The 18,355-nt window shown below is 49.5% G+C and carries 17 protein-coding genes; 9 read left to right on the top strand and 8 right to left on the bottom strand.

Annotation, left to right across the window (positions count from 1 at the left end):
- Window positions 1–138: 138 nt before the first annotated feature.
- A complete protein-coding gene (locus J0A67_RS20815; protein WP_206571321.1) occupies window positions 139–1,305 on the top strand; it encodes a dicarboxylate/amino acid:cation symporter in 1,167 nt (388 codons plus the stop codon).
- Window positions 1,306–1,349: 44 nt separating this feature from the next.
- Here the strand turns inward: J0A67_RS20815 and J0A67_RS20810 are convergent, their stop codons facing one another.
- Complete coding sequence (locus J0A67_RS20810) at window positions 1,350–2,138, bottom strand: M90 family metallopeptidase (RefSeq protein WP_206571320.1); 789 nt, start codon at window positions 2,136–2,138, stop codon at window positions 1,350–1,352.
- Window positions 2,139–2,212: 74 nt separating this feature from the next.
- On the opposite strand from J0A67_RS20810, the gene J0A67_RS20805 reads away from it, so the two are divergent.
- From J0A67_RS20805 to J0A67_RS20795, 3 genes are all read left to right on the top strand, one after another.
- The gene (locus tag J0A67_RS20805; RefSeq protein ID WP_206571319.1) at window positions 2,213–2,641 is read left to right on the top strand and encodes a VOC family protein; all 429 of its coding nucleotides are present in this window, start codon (window positions 2,213–2,215) and stop codon (window positions 2,639–2,641) included.
- Window positions 2,642–2,673: 32 nt separating this feature from the next.
- On the top strand, window positions 2,674–3,111 hold the full coding sequence (locus J0A67_RS20800) for an SRPBCC domain-containing protein (protein WP_206571318.1): 438 nt from the start codon (window positions 2,674–2,676) through the stop codon (window positions 3,109–3,111).
- A 69-nt stretch (window positions 3,112–3,180) separates the two neighbouring features.
- Window positions 3,181–3,987, top strand: a complete 807-nt coding sequence (locus J0A67_RS20795) for an amidohydrolase family protein (protein WP_206571317.1) — start codon at window positions 3,181–3,183, stop codon at window positions 3,985–3,987.
- A 131-nt stretch (window positions 3,988–4,118) separates the two neighbouring features.
- Here J0A67_RS20795 and J0A67_RS20790 read toward each other — a convergent pair whose 3' ends face one another.
- Together J0A67_RS20790 and J0A67_RS20785 are read right to left on the bottom strand one after the other, a co-directional pair.
- On the bottom strand, window positions 4,119–4,733 hold the full coding sequence (locus J0A67_RS20790) for a DUF4230 domain-containing protein (RefSeq protein WP_206571316.1): 615 nt from the start codon (window positions 4,731–4,733) through the stop codon (window positions 4,119–4,121).
- A gap of 62 nt (window positions 4,734–4,795) precedes the next feature.
- Entirely contained in the window at window positions 4,796–5,803 is a 1,008-nt protein-coding gene (locus J0A67_RS20785) for an LLM class flavin-dependent oxidoreductase (protein ID WP_206571315.1), read from the bottom strand.
- A gap of 181 nt (window positions 5,804–5,984) precedes the next feature.
- On the opposite strand from J0A67_RS20785, the gene dapA reads away from it, so the two are divergent.
- The 5 genes from dapA to J0A67_RS20760 all read left to right on the top strand — a co-directional run bounded on the left by dapA (window position 5,985) and on the right by J0A67_RS20760 (window position 10,960).
- Window positions 5,985–6,845 carry a 4-hydroxy-tetrahydrodipicolinate synthase gene (dapA, locus tag J0A67_RS20780; RefSeq protein ID WP_206571314.1) on the top strand — a complete coding sequence of 287 codons (861 nt, stop codon included), beginning with the start codon at window positions 5,985–5,987 and terminating at the stop codon, window positions 6,843–6,845.
- Between the two features lie 5 nt (window positions 6,846–6,850).
- The gene (gene xseA, locus J0A67_RS20775) at window positions 6,851–8,158 is read left to right on the top strand and encodes an exodeoxyribonuclease VII large subunit (RefSeq protein WP_206571313.1); all 1,308 of its coding nucleotides are present in this window, start codon (window positions 6,851–6,853) and stop codon (window positions 8,156–8,158) included.
- Entirely contained in the window at window positions 8,155–8,343 is a 189-nt protein-coding gene (xseB, locus tag J0A67_RS20770; protein WP_206571312.1) for an exodeoxyribonuclease VII small subunit, read from the top strand. Before xseA ends, xseB begins: the two co-directional genes overlap by 4 nt.
- 117 nt (window positions 8,344–8,460) lie before the next feature.
- Window positions 8,461–9,165, top strand: a complete 705-nt coding sequence (locus J0A67_RS20765) for a hypothetical protein (protein ID WP_206571311.1) — start codon at window positions 8,461–8,463, stop codon at window positions 9,163–9,165.
- A 103-nt stretch (window positions 9,166–9,268) separates the two neighbouring features.
- Window positions 9,269–10,960 (top strand): toll/interleukin-1 receptor domain-containing protein, encoded by a 1,692-nt coding sequence (locus J0A67_RS20760; protein ID WP_206571310.1) that lies wholly within the window; start codon window positions 9,269–9,271, stop codon window positions 10,958–10,960.
- 17 nt (window positions 10,961–10,977) lie between these two features.
- On the opposite strand, the gene J0A67_RS20755 is transcribed toward J0A67_RS20760, so the two are convergent.
- The 5 genes from J0A67_RS20755 to J0A67_RS20735 all read right to left on the bottom strand — a co-directional run bounded on the left by J0A67_RS20755 (window position 10,978) and on the right by J0A67_RS20735 (window position 18,178).
- The gene (locus J0A67_RS20755; RefSeq protein ID WP_206571309.1) at window positions 10,978–11,493 is read right to left on the bottom strand and encodes a UpxY family transcription antiterminator; all 516 of its coding nucleotides are present in this window, start codon (window positions 11,491–11,493) and stop codon (window positions 10,978–10,980) included.
- 126 nt (window positions 11,494–11,619) lie between these two features.
- Window positions 11,620–15,024 carry an efflux RND transporter permease subunit gene (locus J0A67_RS20750; protein ID WP_206571308.1) on the bottom strand — a complete coding sequence of 1,135 codons (3,405 nt, stop codon included), beginning with the start codon at window positions 15,022–15,024 and terminating at the stop codon, window positions 11,620–11,622.
- Window positions 15,025–15,026: 2 nt separating this feature from the next.
- On the bottom strand, window positions 15,027–16,160 hold the full coding sequence (locus tag J0A67_RS20745) for an efflux RND transporter periplasmic adaptor subunit (RefSeq protein ID WP_206571307.1): 1,134 nt from the start codon (window positions 16,158–16,160) through the stop codon (window positions 15,027–15,029).
- A gap of 39 nt (window positions 16,161–16,199) precedes the next feature.
- Entirely contained in the window at window positions 16,200–17,558 is a 1,359-nt protein-coding gene (locus tag J0A67_RS20740; protein ID WP_206571306.1) for a TolC family protein, read from the bottom strand.
- A 14-nt stretch (window positions 17,559–17,572) separates the two neighbouring features.
- Entirely contained in the window at window positions 17,573–18,178 is a 606-nt protein-coding gene (locus J0A67_RS20735; protein ID WP_206571305.1) for a TetR/AcrR family transcriptional regulator, read from the bottom strand.
- Window positions 18,179–18,355: the final 177 nt, after the last annotated feature.

Raw genomic sequence — 18,355 nt, 5'->3', positions numbered from 1 at the left:
TCTCTATCCTCGTTCTCATCGAGGTTTCGAATAAAATCACCCTCTTTTGAGCGATGTAGGGCATTCCTCTTATCTTAGCAGGCTATTTATCAGCCGGAGAACAACGTTTTTTCGTTGCTTCCCGATTCCTCAAATCCTATGAAAAGTCTGTTTTCCAGCTTGTTATTCAAAGTTTTCATCGCCATCGTCCTGGGTATCGTTTTCGGCCTTTATATGCCAGAATGGTTTAATCGCATTTTTGCGACGTTCAATTCTTTTTTTGGACAATTCCTGGGCTTTGCCATCCCGCTTATCATCCTTGGACTGATCATGCCTGCAATCTCAGACTTAGGAAAAGAAGCCGGTAAACTACTGCTGCTCACCGCGGCAATCGCCTACGGATCCACGCTCTTTTCCGGCTTTATGACCTTCTTCGCAGCGTCGAACATCTTCCCGACGCTGCTGGAATCACACGTCAACTCCGCCAGGGAGGTGGCCGAAAACACAAAGGAACTCAGTCCCTACTTTTCGATTGCCATCCCTCCCTTGCTCGATGTGATGTCAGCCTTGGTGTTGGCATTTATGATAGGTTTGGGATTATCCTTCCAAGAAAAATCCACGCTCAAATCAGCCGTAAAAGACTTTCAGACCATCATCATGCAGGTCATCGAAAACGTGATCGTGCCTCTCCTACCCCTATTTATCCTTGGCATCTTTGCCAGCATGGCCTACAGCGGACAAGTTTTTGAGATTCTTTCCGTCTTCCTGAACATCATCGGGGTGATTTTTGCCCTGCATATCCTACTCCTGCTCCTGCAATATTTCATCGCCGGAACCATCGTACAGCGGAACCCATTTCGTCTCTTAGCCAACATGATGCCGGCCTATTTCACGGCTTTGGGCACCCAGTCTTCTGCCGCCACCATTCCCGTCACGCTGGTGCAAGCTGAGAAAAACGGAGTTCCCGAGAAAGTCGCGGGCTTTGTGATCCCCCTTTGTGCCACGATACACCTAGCCGGAAGTATCATGAAAATCACCGCCTGCGCGATGGCCCTGATGATCCTGGAGGGACAGCCCTTTGACTTCACGATGTTTGCGGGCTTTATTTTCATGCTGGGGATTGCCATGGTCGCTGCACCTGGCGTACCGGGCGGGGCAATCATGGCCGCTATCGGTATCCTGCAGGCCATGCTCGGCTTCAATGAGGAGATGATTGGCCTAATGGTCGCACTCTATATCGCGATGGACAGCTTCGGCACCGCGTGTAACGTGACAGGTGACGGCGCAATCGCATTGGTGGTCAACAAGATCTCGGGGAAGGAGTAGGCAGTCTTCAGTGGACAGTGGCTCTACCTATTGCTAACCGCCTGCTAGTCTCCGGCCGGATCCGAGCGAAATACTTCTGACAGCACCGCGTAAAGTTCGGGGTGCTTTTCCTTGAACAGCCTGGGCCTTTCGAAAAAATACTCCCCTGTCACCGCCAGAAACTCCTGGGGATTGGTAGCTCCATAGATATTGATGTCGCTCTTGCCTTCCAGCATTTTCTCCGTGTTTTTCTTGATCAGATTGATCCATGGCAGAATAGCCTGATGCTTCATGAAGATAGCCGGCACGCCGTCCACTTCCCCGTCTTCCTTGTCAAAAAGATGGATGAATTCGTGTATGCCCACATTGTGCTTGTCGCTTTGGTTTTCGAAGCCCAACCAAAGCGCAGGTTTGGAAAAAATCACCAGATTACTCATCATCCCTCCGCTCCCAGCCATTCCGGCGATATTCCTTTCACCTTCAGAAAAATTGAACTCCTCAGTGAAAAGATCTGGATAGAGCAAGACTTCTACCAGCGTCTTGTACTCCCACTCGGGAAAACGGAAAATCGGAATCACCGCACTACTCGCCACCAAAAGCCTGTCCTCTTCGGATACCTCTGTTTTGACACCAGTGATGCGGATACGGCCCAAAAACCGCACGACTTTCCTTTCAAATTCTCGCTTCTCTCCTTCTTCCAATTCTTGGTAGAAGCGGACTTTGCCAGCAAGGAAAGTTTGCCAACGCCTCGGAAAGGTTTCGGGCATTGCCAAGCCGCTTTTTCTGGGTTTGAAAAAAGCCCATGCCAGAAGCGCAAGCAAAGCCGTGGCGAAGAGAAGGGTGAAAATGATCATCTGCTTTCTTGGTGGAGTTTCGGCTGGAAAATCCCTGATTTTCCTCTAAATTATAGCAAAATCCCAAGTTAATTTTGAAGCCAAACCTCCATCAAGCGGTTCCTTTTTTCATCGTCGGATCCATGGAAAAGTCCTTGAACTGCTGCGTAAAGGGCTTGGCCTTCGAGCTGAAAAACAAATGGGAACCAAAAGGAACCATCGAGTGGTGCTGGCTGGAGCGGGACGGAGTAGCCCTCATGCTCCAGGAAAATCGGGAGGACTTTCCCCCCAAAGAAACACCCGGGATTGGCTTTTCACTCTATGTGATCTGCGAAAACGCGTTGCAACTCTACCAAGAATTCGGGCAGCGAGGCCTCCTGCCGGACGAACCCTTCGTAGGTAACGGCATGTGGGTGGTCGCCATCAAGGATCCGGATGGATTTAGGCTGGCCTTTGAGAGCCTGACCGAAACCCAAGAGGGAACCCGCTATTCGGAATGGCTTCACTCCCAAAAACCTGACTAATCCAAGCCTGGATTTGTCTTAATGTATTTCTAATGAAACAAATCGAAACCAACATCATCATCCATGCCACGCCAGACCACATCTGGAGCGTTTTAGCCGACTTCGAAAACTACCCCGCTTGGAATCCATTTATTCCCTCAATCAGCGGAGGTAAGACTATAGGACAAATACTCGAAGTAAGAATCCAGCCTCCCGGAGGCAGTGGAATGACCTTTCGGCCCAAGCTGCTCAGGTTTGATCCCAGGAAGGAATTCCGCTGGAAGGGACAACTGTTTTTTTCTGGGATCTTTGACGGGGAGCATTATTTCACCTTGGAGGAAAAAGGTGAAAACAAGACGCTCTTAACGCATGGCGAACTGTTTTCCGGCCTTTTGGTCGGTCTGCTTGGTGGGATGCTGGCCAAGACCGAGGCGGGCTTTCGCCTGATGAATGAGGCGCTGAAAGCTAAATGCGAAAAACCATCTTTGTAAGCTACTCCACCCATGAATATCGGCCGACTTTGCCTCTGTATTTTCCTTCCCATTGCCTGTCAGCCAAACATGAAGAGTCCGCCCCGCCTCTTCGATGTCCATATCCATGGCATGCAAGATCAGAGCACGCATATCGACATGCTGAATGATGGGGGAGTCTACAAGGCCGCAATAAGCTCCTCTTGGGACTTGCAGGAAAAGTACCGGGATCGGCAATCTCCGGAACTGCTCTTTGGCCTGATGTTCCCCTGCCCTGTCGGCAATGTTCCCTACAGCTTGCAGCCTTGTTTTGTGGATGGGAATGAGTGGCCAAATATGGAATGGGTGGAAGAGCAGATCAAATCCGGGAAGATTGATTTCCTCGGCGAGCTGCTGAACCAATACTACGGCATTACTCCCGGTGACTCGGCGATGTTCTCCTACTACCGCTTGGCTGAGAAATACAATTTACCGGTCGGTATCCACACTGGCGGTGCTGGGCCCGACCACGGCAGTCCTAATTTCAAATGGGAACTGGGAGATCCTTTGCTTCTCAAACCCGTCCTAGTGGCTTTCCCTGCAATGCGGCTTTGGATCATGCACAGCGGAGATCAATATTACAGCCAGACGATCGAGATCATGCAGGAGTTTCCACGGGTCTATGCAGACATCTCGGTCATCGCCAATCCCGACATTGTGGACAATGAACGCTTCCAAACCACGATGAAGGCACTTTACGATGCTGGCTTAGAGGATAGGCTGATGTTTGGGTCTGACAACGGCGACATCGTAAAGATGGTCGCGGCCATAGAAGATCTGGCCTTTCTCACCGACATCCAGAAGGAGAAACTCTATTCTCGTAATGCTGAGGAGTTTTTCGGCAAGGCAAGACAATAAAATGGTGCTTTGCTTTCCCCAGAATGATATCCCCCGGACGTTGAATTTGGCCGAAAATAACGCCCCTAATCCCCAGCCGAAGCGTCGCCTTTTGAAAAGAAAGTGACAGGCAATTGATATTATCCGAAAAATCACCTTTTCAGCTCCTGCATTTGCTCGGGGCTTTCGATCACGTTTTCGTTGTATTGGAGCGTCCAACCCATGGATTTGGTCAAGACATAAATATTGAGAAGCTCGCTCATCAGGCGCTCTCGGGCATCGTCTTTCAGTCCGGATGCTTCGATTTTTTCGCGAATACGTGAAGTGACGGATGTCTTGATCTTGTTGTAGTCCTTTGCCTCAAACTTGTTGAAATAATCCTGGGTCACGTCGTAGTATTCGATCTCGGGATAAACATTCACTACCGGTTCCGGGATAGTTTTGAGGATAACCATCTTGTTGGCTTCGTCGACCTCGGTCTCGAGCTTTCGCAGGTCATACTCCACCGTGGCCTTGGCATTGACCACCACGAGCGCCTTTTTGTCCGAAGAGAAGAGGTTCATGAAAAGATTCTGGGAGTTTTTGAAAGTAAAAACCTGCGAGTAGTACCCCTCAGTCACGATCAATTTTCCCACATTGAGGATCTGCTGCTGGATCAAGGCAGAATCGGCCTTGATCTCTTCCTTGTCTTCCTTTTTGTCAACAAAAAACCAGACGCCACCCAAAACCAATAGGGCTGCGACAAATCCAAGTGCGAATCGGTTCATGAATGCTAATTTATCGGGTATTTGAATCAAAGAAACGAATAAATTCCTGCGTCGCAGCTGCGCTATCCAACCTTAATTCCTCGTACCGCCTGAGCAGCCAAGTCAAAGGAATGCAGGCGTGCTGCATGGTCATAGAGGTTGGAGGTGATCATCACTTCGTTGATACCCGTATGGCGGACAAAATCCTCAAGTCCCTCTCTCACAGCATCTCTTGTGCCTACGTAGGTTACCGCCATCATATTCTGTATTGCGGCAGCCTCCGGCTGGCTCCATACGTTGGACATATCCTCCACGGGAGGGCGAAGCGGATAGGATTGCTGACGGACGATTCCTAGTGCCATCTGGTAAAAGGAAGTCGCCAGGTAATGTGCCTCTGCATCCGTATCGGCGGCAATGACATTGATGCAAGCCATCACAAAAGGCTCTCGTAGATACTCCGAAGGACGAAAATGATCCTGGTAATATTTCACTGCCTGCATAAAATAGGCCGGAGCAAAATGGCTGGCAAAGACATAGGGAAGACCACGCTCTGCTGCCAGAATGGCACTGCTCATGCTAGAACCCAGAATATAGATCGGCACATCCAGCCCCTCCGCGGGAAAAGCCCGGACGTCGGATCGGGAATTGTCTTGGGAAAAATACCGCTGCAAATCCTCCAAATCCTGCGGAAAGTCATTTACCGTCTCTACCCGCCCTCTCCTCAGCGCGGAGGCGGTTCGCTGGTCTGTACCAGGCGCACGTCCAAGGCCAAGATCTATCCTTCCTGGATAGAGTCGCTCTAGTGTCCCAATCTCCTCTGCTACCATGAGCGCGCTGTGGTTAGGCATCATGATGCCACCAGAGCCAACTTTGATGGATTGGGTGCCACCGGCGATATAGCCCATCAGAATGGCCGGAGCGGAACTGCCCACATAGGGCATATTGTGATGCTCCGCAAGCCAAATCCGCTTGTAACCCCAGGTCTCTGCATGGCGCGCAAGGTCGAGGCTTCGGGCGTAGGCGTCGGCGGCATCTGACCCCTCGCGAATCAGGGCAAGGTCGAGGATGGAATAGGGAAAATGACTGGACATGGGTAGCGTTGGTTTACAGTTTTCAAAAACCCGCGGCTTCTGTAATTCGTTCGCCAAAAGATTTTTTTTGGCTTTTCGCCTAGGCTTTTTTGACTTTTGCCGGGTTTTCAAAAAAAAACCGAGGCTCTACCAAAACTCAGCGAAGACTCTATCTTTGCAACCTCTAACCTTCAAAAAAACCATGAACGCATTCAAAGGCACGGGAGTGGCACTAGTCACCCCTTTTCATGACGATCATTCCATAGACTTTGCCAGCCTGAAGCGTCTGATCGATCATGTTGTTTCCGGAGGAGTCGACTATCTGGTGGTGCTCGGTACCACGGGAGAATCCACGACACTGACCTCTTCCGAAAAGAAACAAGTGCTGAAAGCCTGCCTCGAATACAATGCAGGACGCGTTCCGGTGATGCTGGGCATAGGCGGCAACAATACCCATGCGGTGGTCAATGAGATCAAAAACACAGATTTCTACGGTGTAGCCGCCCTACTTTCCGTAAGCCCCTACTACAACAAGCCCAGTCAGGAAGGCATCATCGCGCACTATACTGCCATCGCTGACGCCTGCCCAGCTCCGGTAGTCCTCTATAATATTCCAGGCCGAACCATGTCCAACATGACGGCGGCTACGACCTTGACACTCTCCCACCATCCCAATATCGTGGGCATGAAAGAGGCTAGTGGCAATCTGGAACAATGCATACAGATCGCCGCGGCCATGCCAAAAGACTTTCTCTTGCTTTCTGGTGATGACATGATGACCAAGGCGATGATCAGTATCGGAGGCAGTGGCGTGATTTCCGTTTTGGCAAATGCCTTCCCCGAAACTTTCAAAAGACTAACCCACGGAAGCCACGAAGAGGCCCTTGAGGCTACATACTCGCTATTGGGAATGAATAGCCTCATGTATCTGGAGGGAAATCCGGTGGGTGTCAAAAACCTGCTCTTCCAGCTGGGAATCCTGGAGACTGACCAAGTGCGACTTCCTATGCTGCGTGCGAGCCAAGACTTGGACGCCAAGATCAAAGCTGCCAGGCAGCACTGAATCCCATGTCTCCCCTGACCATCTCCCAATTGACCGAGCAGATCCGGCTTACGCTGGAAAACGAACTCGAACCAATCTATTGGGTGGTAGGCGAGCTGGCAGATTTTCGCCAAGCTCCGCAGGGCCACGTCTATTTTGAGTTGGTGGAAAAGGAGGGCAGCCAGGTTTTGGCAAAAATCCGCTCCAACCTCTGGCAATTCACCTATCGATCCGTCTCTGCGAAATTTGAGTCCATTACAGGAACAAGCCTAAAAAACGGGATGAAGGTCCTGGCCCAAGTGGCTGTCAACTACCATCCGGTGTATGGGCTTAGCGTAAACGTCAAGGATATCGATCCTTCGTTTTCGCTCGGAGAAAGAGCTCGTATCCGGCAGGAAACCATCGATAGGCTCACAAAGGAAGGACTAATCCGCCTAAACGGCCGCTTCGAGCTTCCTCCCGTCGTGCAGCGGATTGCCATAGTGTCCAGCAGTACGGCGGCCGGATACGGAGATTTTGTGAATCAACTGGACCAAAACCGGTATGGGTATCAAGTCTACCACCGCCTGTTTAATTCCCTGATGCAGGGAAATGAAGCGGTTACAAGCCTGCTGTCTGCTTTGGAAAAAATCAAGGCCGAAATACCGACATCAGGATTCGATGCGGTGGTGATCATCCGTGGTGGAGGAGCCCAGCTGGATCTCGACTGCTTTGACGACTATAGACTGGCAGCAGGGATTTCCAATTTCCCCCTGCCGATCTTCACGGGTATAGGCCATGAGCGAGACGAGACGGTGGCGGATTTGGTAGCTCATACGCGGCTCAAAACCCCAACTGCGGTAGCCGAGTTTCTTTTGTCGGGTTTCCGGGAATTTGAGGAAAATCTGGGCATGGTGATGCAAAGACTGGACAGGTCGACTCGAAGCCAACTCCGTGAGGAAGAAGCTCGAATCCATCAACTTGAGCTCCGCGCCAAATCCCTGTCCAAAACCCGAATCTCCCTTGAGTCAGAAGCGCTCAAAAACAGATTCAGCCGAATAGAGGCAGCGGCAAAAAATCTCCTGAGGCTCCAAAACCATCAGCTGACCAACACGGAGAAGGAGCTGAAATCAAGCCTCAACGCTTTCATCCAAAAGCAAGGGGAACGGCTGGAAAACCGAGAGACACTTTTGCGTCAATTGAATCCCGAGTCCATCCTAAAACGGGGCTATACACGTACTGAGTTGGACGGAACCCCCATTCATCTTGCAGCATTGAAGGAGGGAGACGAAATAGTGACCATCACTCTGGATAGGAAAATCAACAGCATCATCAAGCAAATCGACGAGAAATGAAAGAGCAAAGCTATGCCGAATCAATGGCCCGTTTGGAATCCATACTCAACCAACTCGAGGAGGGCAATAAGTCCGTGGATGAACTTTCTGACCTGGTAAAGGAAGCTGCAGAACTGGTCAAACACTGTCGTGCCAAATTGAGGGCCACCGAGTCAGACATCCAACAAGCCTTTCAGGACAACTGAATCTGAACTTCTACGGGGAAGCCCAGTAGAACTACCCCAATACCTCTGAGCCGCTTGGCATGCTTGTTGCAAACCGAAGCGCGAAGAAGCATCTCCTTGCTATAAGGACCTTTACAAATGAAGCCCCTAGTAAAATATCTTTCGCTCCTGTCGCTCTTCCTGTGCTCAGGGACGCTCTTGGCCCAAAACTTTTATAAGGAAAGGATATCAAGAGACAATATCCTGACTGTGGGCTTCGGGCCATCCTTTGCCTACTTGGACAATGGCGGGCAGTACCGTGCCTTGGATTTCGAAATCAAGCCTTCGGTATCTTTGGCTTTGACGAGAAAAATAACCCCAACTTTTGATCTCAGAAGCACTCTGGGCTACCAGTACATCAGCAGCGGCGGCAATCCGAGTACGTCCGTTAGGGATAGATGGTACGAGAATAATTCTTCATTCACCGCAAAGGGACCTGCCTTTTATTTTGACCTGATTCCCAGTATCAATCTGATCCGATTCAACAACCATATGCACCGCAGCCTTTTCAATCTATACGGTGGCTTTGGCTTGGGCATCCTCCATTCACGGACTGAGCAGACCAAGTCTTATGACAGTGAGGAAGTCCCGACAAAACATCTAAATACGACGGGCTATATCCCCGTGCGAGCTGGGTTAAGCTATCGACTAGGCCCCTATTCCGACATCGCCGGAGAAGGTACGATGATGTGGACCTTCACTGACAATCTCGATGGAAATGTGGGTTTCAACAAATTCGGAGACCATCTCTTTCAGGCTCAGATCGTCTTCCGAAGGTATTTTGTACCAAAGGAAAAGAATTGAGTTCGGCAACTTACACAGCATCCAAGGCAGCTTAATCGGCTGCCTTTTCTTATTGATCTTTTGGAGAAAGAGACTTACTTTCAACAGGAAGACTTTTAGCACAATGGATCAGCAGCAGGTTTTTATCTCCTATGCATGGGGCGGCGAAAGCGAGCTTGTCGCAGACGAGCTACAAGAGATCCTCAATGCCAATTCCTTTGTCTTGGTTCGCGACAAAACCGATTTGGCGTTCAAAGGACTGATCCGCGAGTTTATGGAGCGCATCGGCCAAGGAAACCTGGTCGTGCTGGTCATCAGCGACAAATACCTAAAGTCCAAGAACTGCATGTTTGAGCTGCTAGAGGTGGCAAAAAAGGGAGAATTCCACGACCGGGTTTTCCCCATTGTCCTTCCCGATGCCAGGATTTACGATGCTTTTTCGCTCATCGACTACGTGGACTACTGGGACCAACAAACCAAAGCGCTGAATGCCAAGATCAAAAGCATAGACAGTCTTGCCGACACCAGGAAAATTCTGGAAGAGCTCGACCTATACGCCGACATCCGGGGAGCCATCGATGACTTGGCAGGAAAGATCGGCAACATGAATACGCTCTCGCTTGAGATCATGAGGGAGAGAAAATATCTCCCGCTCCTCGACGCACTCCGCGGACGCGTATCCCCGAGCAAGCCTCCCGCTGGACCTTCCCGGAAAGAGGGAAAGGTCCTCTACCATATCCCGACACTGATGCAGTTGGATCGGTGGACGCGCTGTACGGTACGACTGGCCTGGGAAGAGATCTATCTGAGAGAAGGGCTGAAGATACCCAAAGAGGAACTGCAAATCGAATCCATCCGTCTGGCGGAAGTGATGCAAGTTGCACTGACCGAGGGAAGGAATGGCAGCAATTTTGAAATCAAAGCACTCAACAACGAGGAACAGTTCATCATTGAGGATGACTTCACCGAATGGCTCTATGACGTCAGACCCTTGGCTTTGGGCAGCTTTACCCTCATCCTTCGAATTACCCTCATCCATATCATCCAAGGACAAGAACGAAAAAAGGACATTGTCCTGGAGCGGGAAGTAACTACCGAAACCCTCGCACCCATTCCCATGCCCCGCTTCGAAACCGCCGAAGGGGGACTGGTGAAAGAACACGATTTGGAATCAGAAGAAGCGTATCCAGAGCTCGTGGAAAAAATAAAAACCAGATCGGCACCGGGGGATGAAGGCTTTGCAAGTCCAGCCCCTTCTCCAGGGATGGAAATGTCAAAATCCCCCCACGATTACAGTCACGAACAGCCCCTTCCGAAAATTGGCTCGACTACCTTCTCCCCCAGTTCATCAAAAAATGGCAACGTCTTAAAAAAACTTCTTCCCTACGCAGCGTCTCTCGCGGGTATCCTTCTCATTGCTTTCTTGTTCGTTCCCAGCCGGGAATCACACTATACCACAGGTTCCTCCGAAGATTTTTCCCGCGATTCAGTGGCTACGGGCTTTCCCCTCCAGGAAGAAAAAATGCTAGTGGCACTTACCCTCGACGCGACAGCCCCCTCAGGTGCGCCTATCAGCGAGACCTATCTCTTTTCCGTCAAGGAAATCGACATGGACTCTTTGGATCAGCTGAATTTTGAGGGATTCGAGCTCAAGCTCATTCCGGCCTCGGACTCGATTTCTTCGCAACTCTCCGTGATTGGCGACCTCTCTTTTCAGGCGATCAAGGATACGATGGAGTCGATCACCAAAAAACCACTACAGGTTGAGGGGCAGATGATCAAACGAAAAGATCTCAGGATCCAATCCCGAAATTAGCACCGTACTTTCGCCAATCAGCTGGAAGCGGAGTCTTCCATGACCTGAAGGAATTTCCTTGGGATATTCACCAGCATGTTTTGGTAAATTCCGGGGATTCGGATTAGGAAGTAATCCTTGTTGCCCCGCTCGATCACTTCCCCCGTCATGCTCTGCAGCGGGCCACCCATCACCTGTACCTTCTCACCTGGCTCTATCACCGAGCCGTCCGTTTCTACGGCTACGCCAGTAGTCACCACACGCTGGATGATATCGATTTCCTCCTGTCTTACCGTTGCATGTTGCCCGGAAAAATGGACGAACTTTACCGCCCCTGGCACTTGCAGACACTCCCAAAGCTGATTCCTATGGGTTTTGACAAAAACATAGCCATTGAACAGGGCCCTCTGAACCTTCTTTTTGCGGTCGGACCACTGTCTGAGTTCCTCTACCAAGGGCAGGTATACTTCCAGCCCTTTTTCTCGCAATCTCTCCGCCACTTTCTTTTCGGAACGGGATGCGGTGTACATGACAAACCATTTCAATTCCTCCATCTCTGCATCTTATTTGGGTGGGCAAAAATACAAAATCCATACCTGAAACATCACCGCATCAAACAAAAAACCCCCGGAACAATGTCCCGGGGGTTTTGTCAAAAAAAACCACCAACCTTAAATCAATCATGCTTTTGCTTTCTTAAGCTTTATGGAAAGCTTATCTGTCAAATAATACATGACCGGTACGATTACTAACGTGATGACCGTCGCAAAGGTTAGCCCAAATATCACTGTCCAGGCCATAGGACCCCAGAATGCTGCGTTGTCGCCACCAACATAAAACTGCGGGTCAAAATCGCTTAGCAGGGTGCTGAAGTTGATATTCATTCCAATAGCCAGGGGAATCAAGCCAAGCACCGTCGTGATCGCAGTGAGCAGCACCGGACGGAGACGTGTTTTCCCAGCCTCCACAATACTGGCAAGTAAATCCGCAATGGCGAGATACTCTCCCTCAGCAACTCCGAGTTCCTGCCGCTTCCGAGCCCGGACCAAGTTCGTATAGTCTATCAACACAATCGCGTTGTTAACCACAACCCCGGCAAGAGAAATGATCCCAATTCCGGTCATGATCACCACGAAATCCATGTTGAAAATCACCAAACCCAAGAATACACCAATCGTGCTCAGCAACACCGAGGTCATGATAATGAATGGGCTAATTACCGAGTTGAATTGTGCCACGATGATCAGGAATATCAGGGAAACCGCGATCATGAGCGCATTGAGTAGGAATGCCATGGATTTGGCCTGCTCTTCCTGCTCACCTGTAAATTTCACAGTGATCCCATCAGGCACCGAATAGTTCTCCATCAAGTCCTGGATTTGGGCATTGATCTCGGTCGGGTTGTAGCCGTCAAGAACATTCGAAAACATGGTGATTGCCTTTTCGAGATCTTTTCTTTTCACCGAACCGTAAGTCGAGCCATAGCGGATGTCCGCCACCGCGGAGATCGGAACCTCACGCTTATCCCCAAATTTGTCCCTGAAGCCTATCTTTTTGTTCACCAAGGTACTGATGTCGTAGCGATAGTCTTCCGAGAGTCTCAACTGTATAGGATAGTCATCCTCGCCTTCTTTGTATTTGGAAACCTCCAAACCAAACAGGGAAGTTCTCAGCTCGGTTGCGATCGTGGAGGTGGAAAGTCCAAACCTTCTGGCCTTTTCCCGGTCAATATCTACCACAACTTCGGGGCTACCTAGTGAAAGGTCAGTCTTCAGTTCTTCCATACCGGGAATATTGTGTGATTCCAGATACTCTTTGGTCTGATTGACAAACGCGATCAACTGCTCATAATCTTCTCCGACAAACTCAATGTTTACCGCCTTGCCGACTGGCGGGCCATTTCGTTGCTTATCGACCGTGATTAAGACCCCGGGATATTTCTCGACAAGATCCCTGATTACTTCCATGGCGCCGTTGGTATTGATCCCTTGGCGGTCTATGTAGTCCACAAAGCCGATGGTAATCTTCGCCTTGTTAGGAGTGGCCTGCTGGCTGGGTCCTTCGATGGGATCACTTGTACCTTCGCCGACCTGTGTAATAACCGATTCCAGAATTCCCTGATAGGGCTCCAATGCATCCATCATCTCATCCTCCATGTTGTCTACAAAGGCATTGGTGGCGTTGATGTCGGTGCCTATCGGAAACTCGATAAACACGTTGATCAATTGGGGCTGGTTGTCAGGAAAGAAGAGGACTTTGGGAGCTCTGATCCCCAGCAATACCAGCGAAAATATCAGCAGCCCAAACATTCCCCCGAAGAAGAAATAGGGATTCCTTCCGCGAAGTGCATACGTGAGCGTAGACTCATACCAGTTTTCCAGCTTGACCAAAAAAACCTCCTGAAACCAATGGATCGCATTTCTCAACAGAAAGACATTGAACAACGTGAGGATAGATGCCACCAGCGAAAGTGTACCCATTGCGGTCCAGCCGATTAGATAAAAGATCGTTGCCAACACCAGGAAGATTCCGGCTGTGATGATTGATCTTTGTTTGGGCCTATTCTTTCCTCCTGAATCCAGCTTCATAAACATGGATGTCATCACCGGGTTGATCACCAAAGCAACTAGAAGCGAAGAGGAAAGTACGATGATCAGCGTGATCGGCAGGTACTTCATAAACTCCCCAACCAGATCGTCCCAGAATGCCAGCGGCAAGAACGCCGCCAGCGTGGTCGCCGTCGAGGTGATGATTGGCCAAGCTACCTCGCCCACGCCTTCTTTCGCGGCCTGCTTTGCGGGCTTGCCTTCCTGCATGAGTCGGTAGATATTTTCCACGACCACGATGCCGTTATCTACCAGCATCCCCAAGGCGAGGATTAGCGAGAAAAGCACCATCAAGTTTAGCGTAATCCCAAAAGCATTAAGTATCAGGAAGGAGATAAACATGGAAAGCGGAATCGCCGAACCCACAAAAAGCGCATTGCGGAATCCCATGAAAAACATCAAAACCAACACCACAAGGATTATCCCGAAGATGATGGAGTTTTCCAAATCACTTACCTGGGTACGGGTCTGCTTGCTTTGGTCGTTGGTGATGGTGATCTCCAGATCCTGGGGAAAGCGATTCGTCTTGGTCGTTTCGATGATCTCCTTGATTTTGTCGGCAGCGTCCAATAGGTTTTCACCACTTCGCTTGGTCACATTGATAGTGACGACGGGCAGGTTTTTGCTTCTGGCATAGGAAGTCCTATCCTTGAACGTGTCATTGATCACGGCAACATCACGGAGATAGACGATCTTTTGCTGGTCCGTCTTCACAATGATATCCAGGAGGTCATTTGGCTCGGAAAACTCGCCGTCGATACGAAGAGTACGTTCAAAGTCCCCGCTTTTGATGCTTCCCCCCGACATGGTCAGGTTTTCGGCCTGGATGGCCCCCGAGATATCCCCAAAGCTCACTCCGACAGCCTCCATCTTGTAAGGATCCGCATTGATTTGGATCTCACGCTCCACCGTACCAGCGAGATCGGCGTTGGAGATCTCTGGAAGTTTTTCAATGGCATCTTCCAGATACTCTCCAAACTTCTTGAGCTCCTGCTCCGAGTAGGGGCCAGAGATGTTGACGTTCATGATCGGAAAATCCGAGGTGTTCACTTCCAGTACATTCGGATCCTGATCCAGGTCAGTTGGCAACTCGCTCTTTGACTTGTCAACGGCGTCTTTTACATCCTGAATCGCTTTGGAGATCTCCACTCCGGGGCTGAATTCGATTACGATGGAAGAAAAATCCTGGACCGAAGTAGACCGGATATCCTTTATATTACTGATGGACTTCAGTTCCTTTTCGATTGGACGCGTGATAAGGTTTTCCATATCCACGGGGGAGTTTCCGGGATATGGAGTACCGACGTATACGGTGGGAATGACTATCTCAGGGAAACTCTCCTTGGGCATGGTGCGATAGGCCCCCAATCCAAGAACCGTGATAATCAAGGTCAATATGACCACCGAGGTGGAGTTGTCCACACTAAAGCTGGACACCCCAAACTCCCTGGTAATGGTAGATTTAGGAGTTTCTGTCATGGTTAAAGCTGGGACACGGTTACACTGAAATTATCTCCTACCTCACGGAAGCCTTTGTCTATGATCGTTTCCGTGCCGTTCAGGCCTTCCTTGATCTCGGTTTCTCCTTCATAGGTCATCCCGCGGGTCACGTACTTCTTCTTTGCGGTTCCATTTTCCACGATGAACACATAATCCCCTTTGTTGTCCGCCAAAATCAAATGGGCAGGGACGATCACGCTCTCTTTGTTTTGATAATCATTGATCTTTAGGATAGAAATCATGTTGGGCTTCACCTCGACCAGGTTGGGAAGGAATACTTCCACCTTGAAGGTCCGGTTGTTTGGATTGATGATGCCGCCGACAGCCGAAACCCGAGTCTTCAGCGTTTTGCCGATGGAAGGGAACTCCACTTCCACGGAATCACCTTTGCTCAAAACTCCGACGAAGCTCTCAGAAACATCCGCCTGGATAAACAAGTCGCTTTCTCCCACAAACTGGAACATCGGCATGCCCGGCTGCACCAGCTCACCTATTCTTACATCCACACTCTCGACGGTTCCGCTAAAGGGTGCCTTCACCAAAGCTTTATCCAGCTGGGTTTTCATTGCTGCAAGGCTCTTTTCCAGCCCTTCCTTACGAGTTTTTGCCTCCAGATATTGGATCTCGGTGCCGATCTTCTGGTCCCAAAGTCTAGCCTGTTTTTGGTAGATCGTAGTCGCTAGCTCCAGGGAGCTTTCCATTTCCTCGATATTTCTCTCAATGGACTCCGCGTCTATCCGAGCCAGCAACTGTCCGGCCCCTACTCGCATACCTTCCAGCACGGGCACCTCGAGGATTCTTCCCGCAGTCTCGGAGCTGATGCTGACGTTTTTCTTCGAAAGAACCGATCCAGTTACCTCAACAAAATGTGTAAACTCCCCTTTTTGGGCAGGAGCTGTAGTAATCAAGATGGATTTTTTGTTCGCATTGGCAAACTCCGGATCCAATTTCGAAATTTCGGTTTCCAGTGTTTTGATCTCAGAATTCAGGGAATTCGCCTGGTCTTTCAACTCAGCGAGTTTGGTTTTCATCGCATCGACTCCCTCTTCCTTTGCGCAGGAAATCGAAAGTGCCGTAAGAACCACAAAGGGTAAAAATTTGAGGATAGGTTTCATATCTGAGGTTGTGTTTTTTAATAAGAAGAAACAGTTGGTTTAGTTTTCGAGGTCTGCTTTTAGCAGGCCCAATGCTTTTTCGAGGTTTACTTTTGAAATCAGGCCGTCATACAAGGCCGCCAGATAGTTGATCTCCGCTTCAGTGAGTGCTCCGTCTGCATCCACTACTTCCAAGTTCGAGCCGACGCCTTCCTGGTATTTGATTCTGGCGATGTCATAGACTTCTTGGGCCAATTCGAGATTTTCCAGTTGCACATCCAGGATGTTCAGGTCGTTTTTGAGAGAAGCCTTCGCAGAGAATATTTCATTCTTAAAGCTGTCATTCAGATAAAATCTCTGGTTCTCGAGCTGGCTGATGGTATAGCGGTTCTTTTGGATTCGGGCACTTTTGCTCAGCCCGTCGAAGATGGGAATGTTCATGCTGACGCCAAGTAGAGAACTGCCAAACCAGTTGTTACTGTCGAATACCGTATTGATCTCATTCCCCGCCCCGCTTCTTCTGATATTTCCATTAAAGTCGATCGTTGGCATATACTGGGAGGTGTTGTATTTGAGGTCATAGTGCTGCAACTCGATTTGGGTATTCAACTGATCAAGCTCGACCCTGTTTTCACCTTCGGCAGCCAACAGCTGGATCAACTCTTCCCTGGGGTTTAGTTCCCTAAGCGTCTCCGTGATAAGGATGTCCACAGTCAACGGCATCCCCATCTGAATCTTGAGCAGTTCTTTGCTGATTTCCCAGGCGGTGCGGCTTCTTTCGACTTGGGAATATGCGTTGTTGCGTTGTACCTGAATCCTGGACACATCGATTCGTTCGGCAAATCCGGCTTCATTCAACGCCCTCGTCTCCTTCAGCAATGAGTCAATACGGGACAAATTGGATTCGGCGAGGCGAATTCGCTCCTGATTCACCAACACGCCGAAGTAGGCTTTTTTGACGTTCTCCACCACGTCGTTTTCTGCTTTGACCAGATCAAAATCAGTCAACTGGGTCAGGGTTTTCGCAGCGCGCAAACCTATGAAAAACGATCCATCAAAAATCATCTGAGTGACCGTCACACCCAGGCCGGAGGAATAGCTCACCCCAAATCTGGCGGGGATCACATCACTGGGGATACTGGGATCACCAAATGGCGGTTCATTGGGAAGGAACACCACCGGGATCATGGGATTGTAGTCCAGATTAAAGGAACCGTTGATTTGGGGCAGTCCCAGCGCCGTGGTCTCCTTCACCGTAGCCTTGGAAATGAGGGTTTCCAGCCTGGCATTTTTGGTGATGTAGTTGTTCTCAATGGCGTACAGGATGGATTCGTTCAGGGTAAGCTGCGCGACCTCTTGCGCCCAAACGACGGGAAATGCCAATAAAAAAAACAAGAACGTAAAAAGGCTCTTTTTCATAGTTGGATTAGTTTTCAATCTTCAATTGCTTGTTGTGCTGTATAGGCGGCTCTGCCCTTTTCAGTGAAAATTCCGTGTAAAAAATGGTCCAACATGACCATCTGTTCTTCAACAGGATTGTAGTCCGGCCTGGAGATATTCTCGGCATCGAACATAGAGGTAATCTGGTTGATTCTGACCTTGGCCAGAATCTGCGAATCAATTTCCGGCCTGAAATACCCCAACAGCTTCCCCTTCTCAATTACATTGACCAGATCTTCCATGATCACCTGCACCTTAAAGTCCTCAAACATCTTCCAAGCATCCGGAAAATAGCGCTGTACCTCCATGAAGACCAAGGGGTTGATATACTGCAACCGCTGTCTCACCATCTTGGAGGTTTTTACCAGGTGCTCGATCACCCCATCCTCGGCTTCCAATATGCAGTTTAGCTTCTTCCGATCTTCTTCCAGCAGAACAGCAAAGGCCTCTTTTACCAGGACCTTTTTGTCCGCAAATTCCAGATAAATTGTCTTTTTTGAAATTCCGCCCTGCCGGGCAATATCCTCCATCGTCACAGCCCTCACCCCGTATCGGGAAAACTGCTCTGTCGCTATTTCCAGAATCCTCGTCCTTGTCACCTATCCCCTTTATTAAATCCAGGCGCCAAAACTATGGAAACTATCGGCATATTCAAAGTTTCCATAGTTTATTAAAAAATTATCTTTTACAGAAAAGGGGATTTCCTGTACATATTCGAACAAAAATGAATAATGGCCGGAATAAACAGAATTAAATTTGATCCGAAGACACCAAAC

The organism is Algoriphagus aestuariicola, assembly GCF_017254835.1.
Lineage (GTDB): Bacteria > Bacteroidota > Bacteroidia > Cytophagales > Cyclobacteriaceae > Algoriphagus > Algoriphagus aestuariicola.
Note: the sequence above shows the minus strand (reverse complement) of the source record. Positions and strands in the feature narration are given on the sequence as shown.